18 protein-coding genes and 1 pseudogene are annotated in these 17102 nt (G+C 62.2%); 7 read left to right on the top strand and 12 right to left on the bottom strand.

Features of this window, described 5'->3' with window-relative positions; all coding sequences use genetic code 11:
* Positions 1-40: 40 nt before the first annotated feature.
* Complete coding sequence (locus JWV26_RS03145; RefSeq protein ID WP_206418375.1) at positions 41-1276, bottom strand: NADH:flavin oxidoreductase/NADH oxidase family protein; 1236 nt, start codon at positions 1274-1276, stop codon at positions 41-43.
* 223 nt (positions 1277-1499) lie between these two features.
* Between JWV26_RS03145 and JWV26_RS03140 the strand changes: the two genes are divergently transcribed.
* A complete protein-coding gene (locus JWV26_RS03140; RefSeq protein WP_196458536.1) occupies positions 1500-2525 on the top strand; it encodes an acetoacetate decarboxylase (ADC) in 1026 nt (341 codons plus the stop codon).
* Between the two features lie 120 nt (positions 2526-2645).
* Here the strand turns inward: JWV26_RS03140 and JWV26_RS03135 are convergent, their stop codons facing one another.
* Entirely contained in the window at positions 2646-3083 is a 438-nt protein-coding gene (locus JWV26_RS03135; protein WP_074916888.1) for a MerR family transcriptional regulator, read from the bottom strand.
* Between the two features lie 158 nt (positions 3084-3241).
* On the opposite strand from JWV26_RS03135, the gene JWV26_RS03130 reads away from it, so the two are divergent.
* Positions 3242-3976 (top strand): substrate-binding periplasmic protein, encoded by a 735-nt coding sequence (locus JWV26_RS03130; RefSeq protein ID WP_206418374.1) that lies wholly within the window; start codon positions 3242-3244, stop codon positions 3974-3976.
* 447 nt (positions 3977-4423) lie between these two features.
* The gene (locus JWV26_RS03125) at positions 4424-6079 is read left to right on the top strand and encodes a methyl-accepting chemotaxis protein (RefSeq protein ID WP_206418373.1); all 1656 of its coding nucleotides are present in this window, start codon (positions 4424-4426) and stop codon (positions 6077-6079) included.
* Between the two features lie 40 nt (positions 6080-6119).
* Here the strand turns inward: JWV26_RS03125 and JWV26_RS24625 are convergent, their stop codons facing one another.
* Together JWV26_RS24625 and JWV26_RS03120 are read right to left on the bottom strand one after the other, a co-directional pair.
* Positions 6120-6197, bottom strand: coding sequence for a hypothetical protein (locus JWV26_RS24625; protein WP_420890307.1), 78 nt, complete (start codon positions 6195-6197; stop codon positions 6120-6122).
* A gap of 220 nt (positions 6198-6417) precedes the next feature.
* Positions 6418-7173 carry an SDR family oxidoreductase gene (locus JWV26_RS03120; RefSeq protein WP_206418372.1) on the bottom strand — a complete coding sequence of 252 codons (756 nt, stop codon included), beginning with the start codon at positions 7171-7173 and terminating at the stop codon, positions 6418-6420.
* A 139-nt stretch (positions 7174-7312) separates the two neighbouring features.
* On the opposite strand from JWV26_RS03120, the gene JWV26_RS03115 reads away from it, so the two are divergent.
* Complete coding sequence (locus tag JWV26_RS03115; RefSeq protein ID WP_017674949.1) at positions 7313-8185, top strand: AraC family transcriptional regulator; 873 nt, start codon at positions 7313-7315, stop codon at positions 8183-8185.
* A gap of 29 nt (positions 8186-8214) precedes the next feature.
* Here JWV26_RS03115 and JWV26_RS03110 read toward each other — a convergent pair whose 3' ends face one another.
* Entirely contained in the window at positions 8215-8883 is a 669-nt protein-coding gene (locus JWV26_RS03110) for a phytanoyl-CoA dioxygenase family protein (RefSeq protein WP_206418371.1), read from the bottom strand.
* 182 nt (positions 8884-9065) lie between these two features.
* On the opposite strand from JWV26_RS03110, the gene JWV26_RS03105 reads away from it, so the two are divergent.
* Positions 9066-9551: a hypothetical protein gene (locus tag JWV26_RS03105; RefSeq protein ID WP_206418370.1), complete on the top strand. Its 486-nt coding sequence runs from the start codon at positions 9066-9068 to the stop codon at positions 9549-9551.
* 13 nt (positions 9552-9564) lie between these two features.
* Here the strand turns inward: JWV26_RS03105 and JWV26_RS03100 are convergent, their stop codons facing one another.
* The 3 genes from JWV26_RS03100 to JWV26_RS03090 form a co-directional block, all read right to left on the bottom strand.
* Entirely contained in the window at positions 9565-10044 is a 480-nt protein-coding gene (locus tag JWV26_RS03100) for a VOC family protein (protein WP_206418369.1), read from the bottom strand.
* A gap of 78 nt (positions 10045-10122) precedes the next feature.
* Positions 10123-10923, bottom strand: a complete 801-nt coding sequence (locus tag JWV26_RS03095; RefSeq protein WP_206418368.1) for a PA3715 family protein — start codon at positions 10921-10923, stop codon at positions 10123-10125.
* A 174-nt stretch (positions 10924-11097) separates the two neighbouring features.
* Positions 11098-11991, bottom strand: coding sequence for a LysR family transcriptional regulator (locus JWV26_RS03090; RefSeq protein ID WP_206418367.1), 894 nt, complete (start codon positions 11989-11991; stop codon positions 11098-11100).
* A gap of 107 nt (positions 11992-12098) precedes the next feature.
* Here JWV26_RS03090 and JWV26_RS03085 point away from each other — a divergent pair.
* Positions 12099-12785 (top strand): annotated as a pseudogene (locus JWV26_RS03085) (alcohol dehydrogenase catalytic domain-containing protein); the annotation flags it as partial.
* A 380-nt stretch (positions 12786-13165) separates the two neighbouring features.
* Positions 13166-13717 carry a helix-turn-helix domain-containing protein gene (locus JWV26_RS03080; protein ID WP_206418366.1) on the top strand — a complete coding sequence of 184 codons (552 nt, stop codon included), beginning with the start codon at positions 13166-13168 and terminating at the stop codon, positions 13715-13717.
* A gap of 150 nt (positions 13718-13867) precedes the next feature.
* On the opposite strand, the gene phnE is transcribed toward JWV26_RS03080, so the two are convergent.
* Genes phnE through JWV26_RS03060 form a run of 4 tightly spaced genes read right to left on the bottom strand, consistent with a single transcriptional unit; the run spans position 13868 to position 17095 of the window.
* Positions 13868-14629 carry a phosphonate ABC transporter, permease protein PhnE gene (phnE, locus tag JWV26_RS03075; RefSeq protein ID WP_206418365.1) on the bottom strand — a complete coding sequence of 254 codons (762 nt, stop codon included), beginning with the start codon at positions 14627-14629 and terminating at the stop codon, positions 13868-13870.
* Positions 14626-15453, bottom strand: a complete 828-nt coding sequence (locus tag JWV26_RS03070; protein ID WP_206418364.1) for a PhnE/PtxC family ABC transporter permease — start codon at positions 15451-15453, stop codon at positions 14626-14628. Before JWV26_RS03070 ends, phnE begins: the two co-directional genes overlap by 4 nt.
* On the bottom strand, positions 15447-16247 hold the full coding sequence (locus JWV26_RS03065; RefSeq protein WP_206418363.1) for a phosphonate ABC transporter ATP-binding protein: 801 nt from the start codon (positions 16245-16247) through the stop codon (positions 15447-15449). Before JWV26_RS03065 ends, JWV26_RS03070 begins: the two co-directional genes overlap by 7 nt.
* Positions 16244-17095, bottom strand: a complete 852-nt coding sequence (locus JWV26_RS03060; protein WP_072426341.1) for a putative selenate ABC transporter substrate-binding protein — start codon at positions 17093-17095, stop codon at positions 16244-16246. The genes JWV26_RS03065 and JWV26_RS03060 overlap by 4 nt, the downstream gene beginning before the upstream one ends.
* Between the last annotated feature and the right edge of the window lie 7 nt (positions 17096-17102).

Here is a 17102-nt window from a genome sequence, read left to right as displayed (position 1 = left end):
CGCAGCAGACTGTGAATAGGTTCTGAGTGGTGAGGCGCGGTTAGCGCGCCTGTCGCCGCTCCATCCGACGGCGATATTGGCGAGTACGGAAGAGGTCTTTCACCTGCTGCGTCACCAGCGCCCACAGGGGCGATACGCCGGGCTGGGAGTCCCGGCCCTGACTGAGCTGGTGCAACTGGTACTTCACCACCGCCATGTTCGCCAGCGAGGCCAGCACCTTGTTGTTCCACGTAATCGGCGGCAGCTGGGGAGCGCTGCCGAGGCCGAGCTGCCAGTCACGCGGCAGGTTCGGGTCGATGGCCAGGGCCGTGCCGATGCCGACCATCTCGATGCCACTATCCAGCACCTGTTGCGCCACCGGTGCACGGCGGATGCCGCCGGTGACCATGACTGGCATGCTCGCCACCGCACGAATCTCACGGGCGAACTCCAGGAAGTAAGCTTCGCGTGCCAGTGTGCGCCCATCGCGGGCCTGGCCCTGCATGGCCGGCGCTTCGTAGCTGCCACCGGACAGTTCGACCAGATCCACATTCAGTCCGTTGAGCAGGCGCACCACCTGCTGCGCGTCCTCGGCGCTGAAGCCGCCGCGCTGGAAGTCTGCCGAGTTGAGCTTGACCGCCACGGCGAAGCCCGGCGACACCACGGCACGTACCGCCTTGACGATCTCCAGCAGCAGGCGCGCGCGATTTTCCAGCGAGCCGCCCCATTGGTCGTTGCGCTGGTTGGTCAGTGGCGACAGGAACTGGCTGAGCAGATAGCCGTGCGCCGCGTGGATTTCCACGCCCGTGAAGCCGGCCTGCTCGCCCAACTGCGCGGTGCGGGTGAAGCGCTCGATCACGTCCTGAATCACCGCCGGGGTCATTTCCTGCGGCGTGGCAAAACGCTTGGACAGGTTGCCGAGCTCCAGCGCTACCGACGAAGGCGCCCAGGTTGGCTGGCCCAGGTTGGACTGCATCTGCCGGCCGGGATGATTGATCTGCAACCAGAACTGAGCCCCTTTGGCGCGGCCGATACGCGCCCAGCGTTCGAATCGCGCCAACTGTTCGTCGTCTTCCAGCACCACGCCGCCCGGGCCTGTCATGGCGCGGCTGTCGACCATCACGTTACCGGAAATGAGCAGGCCGGCCCCGCCCTCGGCCCAGGCCTGATAGAGGCGCATCAGATGCTCGGACGGTGAGTGGTCGGCATCCGCCATGTTCTCTTCCATCGCCGCCTTGGCGATGCGGTTGGGCAGGGTCGAACCATTGGGCAGGACAAGGGGAGTGAACAGGGTCATGGGGGCTTCCTCGGTTGAGCCAGAGGTGACCTTAACTTTAAAGTTCACTTTAATGTCAATGGGTATCTGCGCTCGCTTCAACGCGTTACCGCTTTGAAACAATCTCATCGGTTTGGCTACTTGACCTTAAAGTTCTGTTTAACCTTAGGGTTGCCGCGTCTGCTTCTCGGAGACCATTCCGGTGGGCAGGGCACTTATGAATCTCTCAACGCGGATAACAACGATGAAGCAGTTTGCCGAGCTTACTAAACGTCTGAAACGCCAGCGCACTGCACTGCTGGTAGGCGTGATTCTCAACGCCGTCGCCATGCCCTCATGGGCACAGGAGGCCGATGCGACCGCTGCCACAGTCGATATTGCCGGCCATTCGGTGCCGGTGAAGGCGGGCGGGCTTTACCAGCGTTTTCACTCCAATCCGCCACTGTCGGTGATTGCTGCCGAAGCGCCGGATATCGATCTCAGCTGGTTCCGCGGTCTGCAGAAAACCAAGGTGGACATGGGCTTCGAGTCCTACTCACCGAACTTCTACTACCGCAATACACGCGTCACCGCGGTATTCACCGCTGACCTCGACAGGCTACGTGAACTGATGCCGACAGAGGTGCTGGAGCAAGTGCAGCCACTGCAGATCTGGCCGGGCAGGGGGCTAGTCGCTTTCACTGCCTACGCCTATCACTACTGCGATAACGACAGCTACAACGAGATCGCGCTGTCCATCGTCACCAACAAGCCTGGCAATGCCAACCTGGGGCCCATCAGCCTGGTCGGGCAATCACTGTCCAAGGACTTCTGGGGTTACGTGCTCAAGCTGCCGGTCAATACCGAGCTGGCGCGTGTGCGTGGTGTGGTCGGTTACAACCTGCCGAAGTGGCTGACACCCATTGATTATCGCGAGACCGACAAGCGTCTCGTCTTCGAAATCGCCGATAGCGAAACCGGCAAGCTCGACGTTACCTTCGAGGTGGAGAAACTCGCTGAGGTATCTACCGAACCTGAATGGGTGACCAATAGTTTCACCAATATTGGTCACGATGGTGAGCTTGCCTATGGCTACGCCGTTTCCCGACAGATGAGTCACGCTTCCAACTCGAATGCGGATTCGGTGAGCCTCAAACTCGGCGACGGCAGCCTCTCGACCTACATCGAGTCACTGAAGCTGGGCAAGATGATGAAGTACGAATACGTGCCGGATTTCCAGAGCGCGCTCTATGCGCCGGAGCCGCTGGCGCAGATGCTCAGTCAGGAGTAAAAACGCTTCCTTGTCGACTGCGAGACAAGTGCTTTCGTAGGAGCCAGCTTGCTGGCGATGCTCTGTGCTTTCATGCAGATCGCCAGCGAGCAGGCTCCTACAGATGTAGCGAGCACTCGCTTATTTCTTTGCGCGCTTGGGCGTCTCGCTCGGCTCGCTCAGGTTCATCTTCGACAGCACCCGCTTGGCGTTGCTGGCGCAATCGATATCGTCCGGTTTGCTTTCGATCTCGTCGATCAGCGTCAGCAGATGCGCCTTGCTCTGTGCCAGGCGCTGTTCCAGCGCTTCGATGTCCTTCACTTTTGCCTGCAGGGTATCGAGCAGCTTGCCGTGTTCCCACTGCGTCAGATCCTGTGGCAACAGGGTGCGCAATTCGTCCAGGCTGAAGCCCGCTTGCTGTGCGGTGGTGATCAGGTTAAGCACCAGTACGGCCTGTTCCGGGTAACTGCGATAGCCGTTGGCCTGGCGCTCCACCAGCCTGAGCAGGCCGATGCTTTCGTAGAAGCGAATGCGCGAGGCCGCAAGGCCTGTGCGTTGCGCCAGTTCGCCGATCTTCATCTGGGTATATCACCGTGGCAGGAGCGTCGTGAGCTCAAGGTTAACTTTAACCTTCGGCTTTGGCCATGAGGCTGCAACACTGGCATAGCGTCTATGCTTGCCGAGCCCCCCTGATCAGAGCCGCTCTTGAACCGCATCCCCTCCAGCAGGTAAAGCCCGTGAAGCACTCGATACTCATCGCCGCGCTGCTCTGCCTGCTGATGGGGGCGTTTGCCAGAGCCGAGACGTATCAGCTCGTCACCGAGGAGTGGGCGCCCTACAACTACCGGGAGAACGAGCACATCACCGGCATGGCCACTGAGGTAGTGCGGGCCATCATGGCGCTGACCGGCGACCACTTCGAGATCAGAATGAGGCCCAGCATGCGTGCCTCTCGTGTACTGCAGACTCAGCCCAGAACCATCATGTATTCGATGTTTCGCACGCCAGAGCGCGAGTCCTTGTTCAAGTGGGTCGGGCCCATCGCCGAGGAATCCATCTATCCCTACCAGTTGGCCGCCGCAGCACAGCCGATCCACACCCTGGAGCAGTTGCTGCACGCCCCACGTATAACCACCCGGCACGCCGGTCTGGTGCCCACGATGTTGGCGTCGATGGGGTTCGACAACCTCGACATGAGCGCAACGGAGAGTCGGCAGCTCTACCGCATGCTGCTGGCCGGGCGTACCGAGGTCATCATCGGCGACACGGATGCTGGCGTTGCCTACTACAGTCGCCAACTGGGTATCGCCCCGGGCACCCTCAAGCGTGTGCCCATCGAGCTGTATCGCTCATCGCTGTATATCGCCTTCAGCCGTGACAGCGACGACGATCTGGTAGCCAGCTGGGCCAGAGCGCTTGAGCATCTGCGTGATACGGGTGAGCTGGCACGCATTCAGAGCCATTATCGGTAATTCATCAGCCCCTTCAGTAGCGCCAGACACTCGGCTCTTTATCCATTACCAGGACAGCCAGGCGTGTGGCCGGGATTTGTCCTAAGCTCGGAGTCATGAGCGCTTCGTTAAGTGGAACCACGCAGCGCGCTGCATCCAGTGTTGGAGAGCATCGGACAGTTGCTACTCAGATGACAGGTCTGCCAGGCGGTTGAAAAAGCTAGCCTGCGTTTTCCTTGCTGAAGGATGCCCTTTGACAGTTGCGAAGTACCGGTACCGACGTTTCCCCCGAAGGGACAGTGTCGGCGGTTAAGCCAGGTCGATGTGCTGTGGGAGTGAGGTTCACTGGCAGCTGATCAGGTTGCGGGACTTGATTGACAGGAGGCCAACGGAGCGGGCCATCGCCCAGTTCTTGCGTGCACTCAAATGATCTTTTGATGTCATCTCACGTTCTTGGCAGGTGCTCTTATGCAATCTTCTACCCCTCGCTTCTCCACTCGCGGCCTTCTCTATGCCAGCTATGCCAGCCTTTTGGCTTTGATGCTGGTAATCGCGGGGGTCTCTCTCTACAACCTGGCGGCTGCTGATCGGGAGTTCTCCGACTACATCAATGGTGTCGAGGCGCGGGCGCGTCTGGCCAGCCATGTCAGCGATACGGTCAAAGACAGGGCCATCGCCCTGCGCAATCTCGCGCTCAATGCCGAGCCTGCAGCGCGAGGCCAGTACCGAGCGTCCATAGCCGCGTACGAGAAGGACGTGGTCGACAGTCTGGCGGCCCTGCGCGAAGCGATGCTCACGCACAAGGATGTTTCGGACGTGGGGCGTAACATGCTCGCACGCATCGAACAGGTCGAAGCGCGCTACAGCCCGGTGGCGCATACCATCGCCGAGCATCTGTTCAAAGGCGAAGATGCACAAGCCATGCGCATGGTCAGCGAGCAATGCACGCCGCTGCTCGAAGAGCTGACACGCATGATCGACGAGTACCTGGTTCATACCAACGAGGTGGCCGATCAGCGGGTCGTCGACAACGAAGTCTATTACCATCACCAGCGCAACGTCCTGGTGTTGATCACCGTGTTCAGCTTCGTGCTCGCCGCCGTGCTCGGCCACTTGATCAGCCGCCATCTGCTCAAGGCTCTGGGGGCCGAACCCAGCGATCTCAATCAGATTGCCCAGCGCGTGGCCGAAGGCGACCTGCGCAACATGGAAAAAGCCGTGGACATTGTGGAAAACAGTGTGCTCGCCGCGCTGCAACGCATGCAGCAGAACCTGCGCCAGGTCACCCAGGAGATCGATAGTTCTTCACGTACGGTGGCACATTCCAGTCAGGAACTGAGCGAGTCGAGCCTGCGCAACGCTGCCAGCGTGGCCAACGCGCAGCGTGAGGTGGCGCAAATCGTCACTGCTGTACATGAAATGGCGGCAACGGTGCAGGACGTCGCGCGCAGTGCGGAGTCTGCAGCCCAGGCTGCCAGCGAGGCGGACGAGGCGGCCCTGCAAAGTCAGCGCAAGGCTGGCCACGCGGTGAGCCTGATCGGTGAATTGGCCGAAGTGATCGATAACTCCAGCGAAGCCATGGGTCGCCTGAAGGCCGAGAGCAGCAACATCGGCAGCGTCCTCGACGTCATCAAGTCCGTGGCCGATCAAACCAACCTGTTGGCACTCAACGCCGCTATCGAGGCGGCTCGGGCCGGTGAGGCAGGGCGTGGTTTTGCCGTTGTGGCGGATGAAGTACGCAGCCTGGCGCGGCGCACCCAGGAAGCCACCACCGAGATCGAAGGGCTGATCGCCAGCCTGCAGAAGATAGCTGATGAAACCTCTTCCTACATGCAGCGTTGCCAGGGCTCCAGCGCGCAATCAGTATCCGGTGTGTCTGAAGCGGGGGAGGCGGTGGCACGAATCGTCGCCATGATCGAACGTATCAACGGCATGAACCAGCAGATAGCCACTGCTTCCGAACAACAGAGCGCTGTAGCCGAGCAGATCAGCCGGGGCATTATCTCTGTACGCGACAGTACGGAACAGTCCGCCTCGGCTTTCCAGAGCACGCAACAGGAGAGTGAAAGCCTGGCGCGTACCAGCGAGATACTGCGGGAAAACATCTCGCGCTTTCGTCTGTAACTGGCGCCAGGGCGGGGGGCTATGGGTCGCCTACTGTCGTTCAGCTTTGCGGTGTGTAGCGGTGGCTGCCGCAGCGGCTGCAGTACTGACACAGAAAGGTTTCCCTGCCCATCAGCATGGTCACGCCCTCGGACCAGCAACACCCGGCGAGCAAGCAACGAATGGTCATGATGGCCCCCCTCGGCCCGGCGGCCGGCGCTCTCGTTCAATCAATCGACCGCCGGTAGGCGGCGATGGTTCGATTTCAATGCCGAGCGGCTCTGTGCCTCGCTGGCGCCCAGCTCTTGGGAGCAGGGCGCCACGTGTGCGCCCGCCCCGGCCTTGCGCGCGTCTCGGCTTCAGATTGCCTGACCGCCGGATACCTCGATGCGCTGGGCGTTGACCCAGCGATTCTGCTCGCCGAGCAGGCTGGCGATCATCGGGCCGATGTCGTCCGGCACGCCGACCCGACCCAGCGCCGTCATCTCCGCGAACACCTTGTTCAGTTCCGGCATGTCGCGCACGGCTCCGCCCAGGAAATCCGTTTCGATGGCACCGGGCGCCACTGTGTTGACTGCGATACCCCGACTGCCCAGCTCCTTGGCCATGTACAGGCTGAGCACTTCCACTGCGCCCTTGACCGCCGAGTAGGCGGAGAAACCGGGATAGGACACTCGGGTCAGCCCGGACGAGATATTGACGATACGACCACCATCGGCCATCAGTGGCAGCAACGCCTGGGTGAGGAAGAACACCCCTTTGAAATGCACGTTCACCAGGGCATCGAACTGGGCTTCAGTGGTGTCGGCAATCGACGCCATGTCGCCATGGCCGGCGTTGTTGATCAGGTGGTCGAAACTGTCGCGTTGCCAGGTCTCGTTCAGCGCCTGGCGCAGGCGTTGCACGAAGGCCGGAAAGGTGCTGACGTCGCCAGCGTCGAGCTGCAGAGCAACCGCCTTGCGTCCCTGGGCCTGGATATCGGCAACCACGGCCTGTGCGGTGTCGGCCTGGCTGTGATAGGTGACGACGACATCGATGCCCTGACGCGCGATGTTCAGCGCAGTGTTGCGGCCGAGGCCACGGCTGGAGCCGGTTACGATGGCGATCTTGGTCATGGTAAAAATCCTCTCATGGGTGAACGGGATTTCATTGTGTGGCTCGTGGCGCAACCCCGTCGTTACCGAAACCTCGACGCTTTTTGCCTATTTCTCCAAGAGGAAAAGACATGCTCTGGATCAGCATCAGGAGCCCACGATGAGCGCAGCGCTGCTGGAGGTCGTCCGCGGTTATCTGGATCGACATGGCGAACCCGGCGGGCTTGCCCAAACGCCCATTCCCGGCTTGACCATCATTCGCACGTCAGAGCCCAGTGGGCTGGATTACGCCATCACCCGGCCTCTGGCCTGCCTGGTGTTGCAGGGTAGCAAGCGCGTCATGATGGGCACCCGGAGCTTCAACTTCAGCGCCGGTGATTCGCTGTTGATCACCGCCGACGTACCGACGGTCAGCCAGATCATCCAGGCGAGCCACGAGGTCCCGTACATCTCGCTGGTGATCGACCTCGATCCTGCACTGCTCACCGAATTGATGGAGGAGATGAAGGCGGTGCCGAGTGCGGAGCTGGAGCCCATCCGCATCGAACCGACCGATAGCGAAGTCGCCGAAGCGGCACTACGCCTGATGCGACTGCTCGAGCGCCCGGCTTCGGCGACGGTGCTGCATGCTTCGCTTGTGCGCGAACTGCACTACTGGCTGCTGGCTGGCCGACATGGCCCGGCGATCAGTCGCCTGGGCTGGCCGGACGGCCATGCGCAGCGCATCGCACGGGCGGTGAAGGTGCTGCGCACCGAATTCACCCGGCCGCTGCCGGTGGAGCATCTGGCGTCCGTGGCCGGTATGAGTCCGTCGTCCTTTCATCACCATTTTCGCAACCAGACATCATTGACGCCGCTGCAATTTCAGAAACAGCTGCGACTGATTGAGGCGCGTCGCCTGATGACAGGGGAGGGCGCCACCGCCAGCAGTGCGGCGTTCGCGGTGGGTTACGAAAGTGTGTCGCAGTTCAGCCGGGAGTACCGCCGGCTGTTCGGCCTGCCGCCGGCGAGAGACGCCAGTGTCGCCTGCTGACACGAGCAACCGCCTTGCTCACACCTACCTCAAGGAAAACCCGCAGGTTCGAAGCGTTCGCTCGCGTCCATGCGAATCCCCCGCAGGCTGCGCGTCTGCAGATAGGACGCGTACAGTGGCTCGGCGAAGTAGCTGATCAGGATCGAGCGGCGACGTGTGCCGAGCCGGTTCAGGCTGCCGGCGTGTATCAGGTCCACATCGAACACCAGGATGTCGCCGGCCGCACCCGCAAGCTGCACTGAGCGGGACTCGTCGTTGAAGTCGAAGGGGGGCTCGCCGGCAGGCGGACGGTGGCTGTGCGGGACGATACGGGTGGCGCCGTTGCCTGGGCCGTAGTCGTCGAAGTAGACCATGGCATTGGCGATATCGCCCGGGCGCTGCGCCGACAGATCGCGATGCAGTTGCTGATGACCGCCACCAGGCAGTGGCTCACGACCCTCCACCTGGGCGAGGAAGAAACGTTCGCCGATCAGCTCGCCGACCACTGCCAGCAGCTGTGGCAGGCGGCACACGGCCTGAATCATGGCGTCGTCATCCAGCAGTGAGTGATGCCAGTCTGCGCCGCGCGGTACCGGCCATTGATCCGAGGGGGTGATACCCGCATCGAACAGGGTGCGCAAGCCATCCAGCCACTCGACAGGAACCGCCTGGCGCAGCAACGCATAGCCGTCGTGGTGGCGTTGTTCACGGTCCGTCATGGTCAGGCTCCCGTCATCCATGCATCCCGAAGAAAACAGGTAGAAGTCGAAGAGGCAAGCCCGTTCTTCAATGCATGACTCTCTGTCTGCAAATTCAGCCGCAGGCCATGACCAAGACTGAATACAATGGCGCCTGAACTTTCCGCGCCATGCACATGGCTGTACCGAACGAGGAACGCCCCATGGCATCCGCAGACAAACAGAAAAAGCGCGCCCAACGGGCCAAGACCAAAGTCAGGCAGAACCGCATGGGCAAGCCCAAGGCGCAGGCCAATGTCGTCCACCCGATTCTCGCCAACCCGCTGATCAACGAGCCGTTCGATGATGTCGAGATCGACCTGAGCACCTTCGATTTCAAGGACATCGAAGAGAATGGCTTCGATCCCGCGCATTTCGATGACCTGTTCCAGGCGATGAAAGCCGGCGAGGGCATCAGCCTGCTCGCCCTGTGCCTGGTATTCCTGCAATACCCGGTGCTGGAGCTGGTGGTCGCCGAGGAGTCGGAGGACGCCGCCACCGATTTCATGATGGGCCTGCTGATCGTCTACCGCGGCATCTTCCACGATGAAGACGAAGACGCCGCGATCACCTGGATCGGCAGCGACGCCTTCCAGAGCGCCTATAACGAAGCGTCGCTGATCCTGCAGAAGAAGAACGCCCGCGCCTGATCGGTCCTGCCGATCAACCTTTCAACGCTGCCTCGATTCTGGCGATGTCGATCTTGCTCATGGTCATCATCGCCTCGAAGGCGCGCTTGGCTGCTGCGCGATCGGAGCTGGCGATGGCGGCGCTGAGGATGCGCGGGGTGATCTGCCAGGAGATACCCCATTTGTCCTTGCACCAGCCGCATTCACTGGCCTGGCCGCCGTAGTCGATGATCGCGTGCCACAGGCGATCCGTCTCGGCCTGATCGTCGGTCGCCACCTGAAACGAGAACGCCTCGTTGTGCTGGAATGCCGGGCCGCCATTCAGGCCCAGGCAGGGGATGCCCATCACATTGAACTCCACCGTCAGCACATCGCCCTGCTGGCCGGAAGGGTAGTCGCCAGGAGCATGATGCACGGCCAGCACGGCGCTGTCGGGAAAGGTCTCGGCATAGAAAGTCGCAGCCTCCAGCGCGTCGCGTTCGTACCAGAGGCAGATGGTGTTCTTGCTGGTCATCCTGAGTCTCCTACCTTGGGTTGAAACTCAGGAGTCTAGACTGCAGTGCGGGGTTGACCTGTCTTTGCCTGTTGGTCGTTACGGCTGCGGCTCTCTCATCCAGAAGCTCGGGAATTGATCGAACGGGTAGTGCTTGCCGTCGTAGCGGACGGTGGTGCTTACCTTGCGCACCACAGGCTCCTGCCGGCCTGCACGAACATGGGCGGTTATCACCAGGTCGGCGTAGCCATGGGCATGCTTGGACCCAAGGCCCAGCGTCAGGTCGGCCTGCTCCGATTGGAAGTCGCTGTCCATCACACAGGACGTGCCTTTTACCGTCGTCCACGAGTACAGATAGGTGGAAAACACCGGCCTTAGCCGAGGCCCTTGCGGCATCACCAGCGTCAGCAGGTCATTGAAGCCGGCATCCGGACAACTTGCCCCGCGCGCGACACTGCGCATCACCACGCCGAACGCGCGAACGCCTGGTGCCAGGTGATAACGCGCGGTATCCAGCCACAGGCTGCCAGCATCGATTTCCAGTGCGGCATCTTCGCCAAGGTAGTCGTCATGTCGCTCGCGCAACTGCCCGCTCTGCGCGTCCACCTTCGCCACCAGCCAGTTGAGATTGCGCTCGCCCTCTGGCGTGGTGTCCTCGGCGTCACGGTAAGCCAGGGTCACCACGGACAACGCCGAATCATCCGGCCAAGACTTGCAGGCAGCCGCCACCAATGGTCCGTCGCCATGCCCGTCAGGGGGCGTCCAGCCTTGCTGTCCCAGTTGGGTCGCCAGTGAGTCCAGCAATGCAGCGTTGCAGGGTTGAGGTTGGCGCGTGTCGGCGTGAGCGAGGGAGAGCAGGCAGAGCGCGAAGGCGGAGACGATGCTGCGTAAACGGTCCATGTTGGTGATTCCTTGTTCGATCCCATTCGTCTGAGCGGAAACCGCAGGTGTGGGGTGTGGCGACTTTACGCTGAAAGATGGGAGAGGGTGGAGTAGCTGGACTATGTTGGGGGCCGCTGTCGACCAAGAGAAGCCCTTTGCGCGATAGTCCTCCCGGCCTTGGTGTGCAGAGTTTCACGAACAACTCGGATACAGGTGCTCCCTGAGAAAGTCGATGAAGGCCAGTGTCCGCGCCGAGTGTCGTCGCTCACGGCTGAACACGGCGCTGACTGGTAGCGCGTTAGCCTGGTAATCACCGAGCAGGCTGCACACACGGCCTTGTTCGAGATCCGCGGCGAACAGCCATTGCGGAGAAAGAGAAATGCCCAGGCCTGCGAGGACCATTTCGCGGATGGCCTCGCTGCTGTTGCTGGTGACGTTGCCCTTGATGACGACATCCAGCCCCTGCGCCCCGCGGCTGAAGTGCCAGTGGTCGTAATGCTCCAGCAAGGTGAATGCGATGCAGTTGTGGCCTGTCAGGTCGGCGGGCTCGCGCGGCGTACCGTAGCTTTGCAGGTAAGCGGGTGAGGCAAAAACGCGTCGTGTGCTGGTGCCGAGGGACACTGCCACCAGCCCCTCGCTCTTCACCACGCCGATGCGGATCGCCAGATCGATGTTTTCTTTCAGCAGGTCTTCGTTCTGGTCGTTCAGGCGCAGGTCGATGCGTACCTCGGGATGGCGTTGCAGGAAAGGGCCGATCAGCGGCGCAATGCACAGCCTGCCATAGCTGACCGGTGCGGCGATCCGCAGAGGGCCGGCGATCTGCTCCTGGCCGCTGGCGAAACTGCGGGTGGCGTTTTCGAGGTGGCCGAGGATCTCCTGGCAGTGCCTGTAGAAACTTCGTCCCTGGTCGGTCAGTGCCAGGTGCCGGGTACTGCGGGCGAACACCGGCCCACCCAGATAATGCTCCAGGGCACGGATCTGCTTGCTAACTGTCGGTTGCCCAGTGTTCAGTTCGCGCGCGACCGCGGAGAACGAACCACGCTCCACGACGCGTACGAAGATGCGCATGCTGTCGAACAGGTCCATCGCCATTGCGCCTCGCTGGGGAATAAGTGATATGCAAATTTAGCTTCTTATCGGAATGGAGAAGGCGGGGCAACCTGTAAGCGTCCAGTCCATCAGAGGTTCCCGTCATGAATCAGACTATGCTTGCCGCCATCGCCGAGTCCGCCCAGGCCCCGTTGGCCGTACGCCACATCGCTCGCCCAGTGCCCGCTAAAGGGCAAGTCCTGGTCCGGGTCCACGCTGCGGGGGTCAATCCGCTCGATACCAAGATCGCCACCGGCGCCGGAGCCCACGCCCGCCAGGCGCTACCGGCGGTGCTCGGCCTGGACCTCGCTGGCACTGTCGTCGAGCTTGGCGAGGCGGTCGAGGGCTTCACGCCTGGCCAGGAGGTCTTCGGCATGGCCGGCGGTATTGGCGGCGCCCAGGGCACCATGGCCGAGTACATCGCCGTGGATGCACGGCTGATCGCGGCAAAGCCGCACGCACTTGGCATGCATGAAGCGGCTGCCATGCCGCTGGTGTTCATAACCGCCTGGGAGGGCTTGGTAGATCGGGCCAATGTCCGTGCCGGCCAGCGGGTGCTGATCCATGGCGGCGCAGGAGGCGTCGGCCAAGTCGCCGTGCAGTTGGCCAAGGCGCGTGGAGCCGAGGTCTATGCCACCGGCTCGGCGGCCAGTCTCGACTTCATTCGCTCGCTTGGGGCCACGGCGATCAATTACCAAGTACAGAGTGTGGAGTCCTATGTCGAGCAATACACGGCCGGTGAAGGTTTCGACATCGTCTACGACACCGTAGGTGGCAGCACACTGGATGCCCGGGCGCGATAACGTCAGTACGTGGGCAGATATCTCCAACTTCGACTTCGGCGGTCAAGATGTCGCGCCACGGGGCAATCATTAGAGTTTCGATTGGTTTGGCTGGCAATAAATGTCAGATATTTGGATGTCCAGTTCTTCTGACTTACCCATTAGTGAGACCATAAGACGGGATCAAGAAACGGCCTTTGGTTGTAGTAGATACGTGCCGGTTGAGTCAGTTTGTTCCTTTGAGCGGTTTTCGTGAGTTTTTGGCAGCGCCGCAAGCATCGAAAATATTCCTCAAATGATTATGCTCTCGATTGTGTTGAGCAAACATTTGTCTGGCTTGTAAGGAAAACGTAACTCATGAATAAACCACCTGATCCAGGGCGTGAGCTATGAGCGAAAGTATTGATACAGGTATTATGTCGAGTCACAGTGATGTCGGTCGTCCTGATCGTGCGGAGCACGCAAGACGACTATTGATGTTGCTAATGGAGACGGAAAGGGCAATTTATCGTGATCCTGATATCGCCTCGACTTATCTTAATCAGGCAATTAACTTACTGACGGTCACTAGGCATAACAAACAAACCCCATGCAAGCCTCGCGGAGGGTTGGCGAGCTGGCAGATGACGCGCATAGATAAATTCGTAAATAACAATATCAGTAACAGTATACGAACAATCGAGCTCGCTTCATTGCTCAGTTTGAGTGCCAGCCATTTTACACATGCCTTCAAACAAACGACCGGTATGACCCCTTTGGTATACGTAGCGGCCATACGCGTGAAGGCTGCGCAACAATTTATGCTTTGCTCAACGCGTTCCTTAAGCGACGTTGCGCTAAGTCACGGCTTCTGTGATCAGGCGCACTTTTGCCGTGTATTTAGGCGGGAAACAGGCTTGTCGCCACAAACTTGGCGAAAGCTATATGCCTCCAACGCCTGACTATTCAATCCGTTATTTGAAAGGTCATCATTCTTCAACTGCTGGCGGTTTACTCGGCACCGCCAACCTGGCTCCGTCGACTGTGCCGGTGGCGCCGGAATGGTCACGGCGCTTCACGAGCTGGCCAAGTGGCCCGACGCTTTGATCGGCTCAGCTCACCCAGCGCTGCCGCGCCCAGCCACTCAAGGCATCCACTGCCAGCACCAGCAGGAGCATGGCCAGGATCACCGTGGCCGCCTGGGCTTCCTGGAACAGGCTGAGCGACATGTAGAGCATCTGCCCAAGGCCGCCGGCGCCGACGAAGCCGAGCACGCTGGCCATGCGGATGTTGTTCTCCCAGCGGTACAAGGTGTAGGCCACCAGCTGCGGCCAGACGCCGGGCAGGGTGCCGTAGCAGAACGCACTGAGGCGCCCGCCGCCGCTTTCGCGGATGGCGTCGGCGGGTTCGCGCGGGGTGTTTTCCAGCGCTTCGGCGAACAGCCGGCCGAGCACACCGGCGGTGTGCAGGGCCAGGGCCAGGGTGCCGGCGTTGGGGCCAAGGCCGGCGGCCAGCACCATCAGCGCCGCCCACACCAGTTCGGGGATGGCGCGCAGGGCGTTGAGCAGCAGGCGCGTGAGGTGCATGGCGACACCGCCGAAGCGCCCGGCGGCCGGCAGTGCCAGGGCCAGGCCGAGCAGGGCGGCGAGCAGGGTGCCGATGGCGGACATGGCCAGGGTTTCCAGCGCGCCCCGGCCAATGGCCTGCAGGTGCGCGGTGGAGAAGTCCGGCTGCAGGAAGCCGCTGGCGTACTTGCCCATTTGCGCCAGGCTGTCGCCAGCGACCAGGGCGCCAAGGTCGATGCCCAGATAGAGGAACGAGGCAACCACCGCGACGAGGAGGGCGGCGAGCAGGATCAGGTTGCCGGCTCTCATGTCAGCCTCGCGCGCAGCAGGCGGCTGAACTGGTCGGCCAGCAGCACCAGCAGTAGGAAGGTGAGCAGCATGCTGGCCACTTCGCCGCCAGCGAACATGCGCAGCGACAGGTCGATCTGCTGGCCCAGGCCGCCGGCACCGACGAAGCCCATTATCACCGAGGCGCGGATGGCGCATTCCCAGCGGTACACGGTGTAGGAGAGCATTTCCCCGGCGGCATTGGGCAGTACGCCGTAGGCGAAGGCGGCCAGGCGGCTGCTGCCGGCACCGAGCAGTGCGCGGGTGGGGCGGGCGTCGACCGATTCGAAGATTTCCGCATACACCTTGCCGAGCATGCCGGCGTAGGTGATGGCGATGGCCAGCACCCCGGCGGTGGGGCCGAGGCCGACGGCGCGGACGAACAGCAGCGCCCAGACGATTTCCGGCACGCTGCGCAGGAAGATCAGCAGGCCGCGCACCGGCCAGCGCGCCAGGTTCGCCCACCAGGCCGGGCGACCGCCACGGTGCACGGCCGACAGCGACAGCGCGCGACTGGCCAGTAGCGCGGCGGGGACGGCGATGAGCAGTGCCAGGCTCATGCCGGCGGTGGCAATGGCCAGGGTTTCCAGGGTGGCGCGGCCGAGCAGGGCGAGGAATTCGCCATCATGCGCAGGCGGCCAGAAGCCGGCGAGGAAGTTGCCCATGGCGCGGGTGTTATCGCCATCGACCAGCACGGCCAGGTCCAGCTCGCTCAGGCTCAGACCCGGCCACAACAACAGCAGCGCCAGTACGGTGATCAGCAGGCGCGGCAGGGCGGCGGGGTCGCGTGGGGCAGTGGTCAGCATCGCGGGATATGCGTCGGTTGCGGCGGCACGGGCGAGCTGGGCGTGGCCTGCAGTTGCTCGTTGGCGTACAGCGCATCCAGTTGCGCTGGCTGCACGTCACCAGCCGGCAGGTCGAAGGTGATACGTCCATCGCGAATGCCGACGATGCGGGGGAAGTGCGCCAGCGCCAGGTCGACGGCGTGCAGGCTGGCCAGCAGGGTCATGCCGCGTTCGGCTGCCTCGCGGTTGAGCACGGCCAGGGTGTGGCCGGCCAGTACCGGGTCCATGGCCGAGACCGGTTCGTCGGCGAGAATCAGTTCCGGTGCCTGGTACAGCACGCGGGCGATGCCGACGCGCTGCAACTGACCGCCGGAAAGCTGATCGCAACGCTGGTAGAGCTTGTCGGCGATGTCCAGCCGCGCCAGGGCGGCCTGGGCACCGCTGGCATCCAGCGGATGCAGCAGGTTGAGCAGGCCTTTGACCACTGACCACTGGCCAAGCTTGCCGGCCAGCACGGCGGTGACCACGCGCTGACGCGGTGGCAAAGGCGGTGCCTGGTGGATCAGACCGATGCGTGCGCGCAGACGCTGGCGCTGGCGGGCAGCCAGGCGCCAGGGGTTGTGCTGCAGCAGGTCGAGCTCGCCGCGTGTGGGTTGCAGGCTGGTGGCCAGCAGGCGCAGCAGGGTGGTCTTGCCGGCACCGGAGGGGCCGATGATGGCCACCCGTTCGCCGGGGCTGATCTGCAGATCGATATCTTCGAGCGCGACCTTGCCGTTGGCGTGGACTAGGCCCACGCCACGCAGGGCGATGCTCACTTCAACAGGCCAGCGGCGCGAGCGGCTTCTTCGATGCCTTCGTAGTTCTCGGGCTTGGTTTCGATGAAGCGGCTGGCGGCCTGCAGATCAAGAATTGCCTTCTGTTCCGGCTTGGCCGGATCGAGGGCGAGGAAGGCGGCCTTGATCTTCGCCTGCAGGTCGGCGTCGAGGTTGCCGCGCACCGTCCAGTTGTAGTCGTAGTAGGTCGGGGTGGTGGCGAAGACCTTGACCTTGTCGGTGTCGACCTTGCCGGCATCCACCAGCTTCTGCCACACCGAGGCGTTGAGCACGCCGGCATCGGCCTTGCCGGCCTGCACCCAGGCGGCGGTGGCGTCGTGGGCGCCGGAATAGGCCACGCGGCTGAAGAAGTCTTCCGGCTTGATGCCGTCCTGCAGCATGAAATAACGCGGCATCAGGCTGCCGGAGGTGGAGGACACCGAACCGAAGGCGAAGGTCTTGCCTTTCAGATCCTGCAGCGATTTCACCGCCGGGTCGGAGGTGATGAACTTGCTGGTGAACTCGGCGTCCTGTTCACGCTGTACCAGCGGCACGGCGTTTCCGGTCTTCAGGCGTGCCTGGACGAAGGTGAAACCGCCCAGCCAGGCCATGTCGATACGGTCGGCGGCCAGTGCCTCGACCACGGCTGCGTAGTCGGCCACCGGCACGAACTCCACCTTCATGCCCAGTTCCTGCTCCAGGTAAGCGCCCAGCGGCTTGAACTTGCGCAGCAGTTCGGTGGGGGCTTCGTCAGGGATGGCCGAGACCTTGAGGACGTCGGCGGCTTGCGCGAATACAGCGGATACGGACAGGGCGATGCCGGCGGCGAGCGCCAGGGTGTTCTTGAACATGTCGGAT

Source organism: Ectopseudomonas toyotomiensis (assembly GCF_017167985.1).
GTDB lineage: Bacteria > Pseudomonadota > Gammaproteobacteria > Pseudomonadales > Pseudomonadaceae > Aquipseudomonas > Aquipseudomonas toyotomiensis.
Note: the sequence above shows the minus strand (reverse complement) of the source record. Positions and strands in the feature narration are given on the sequence as shown.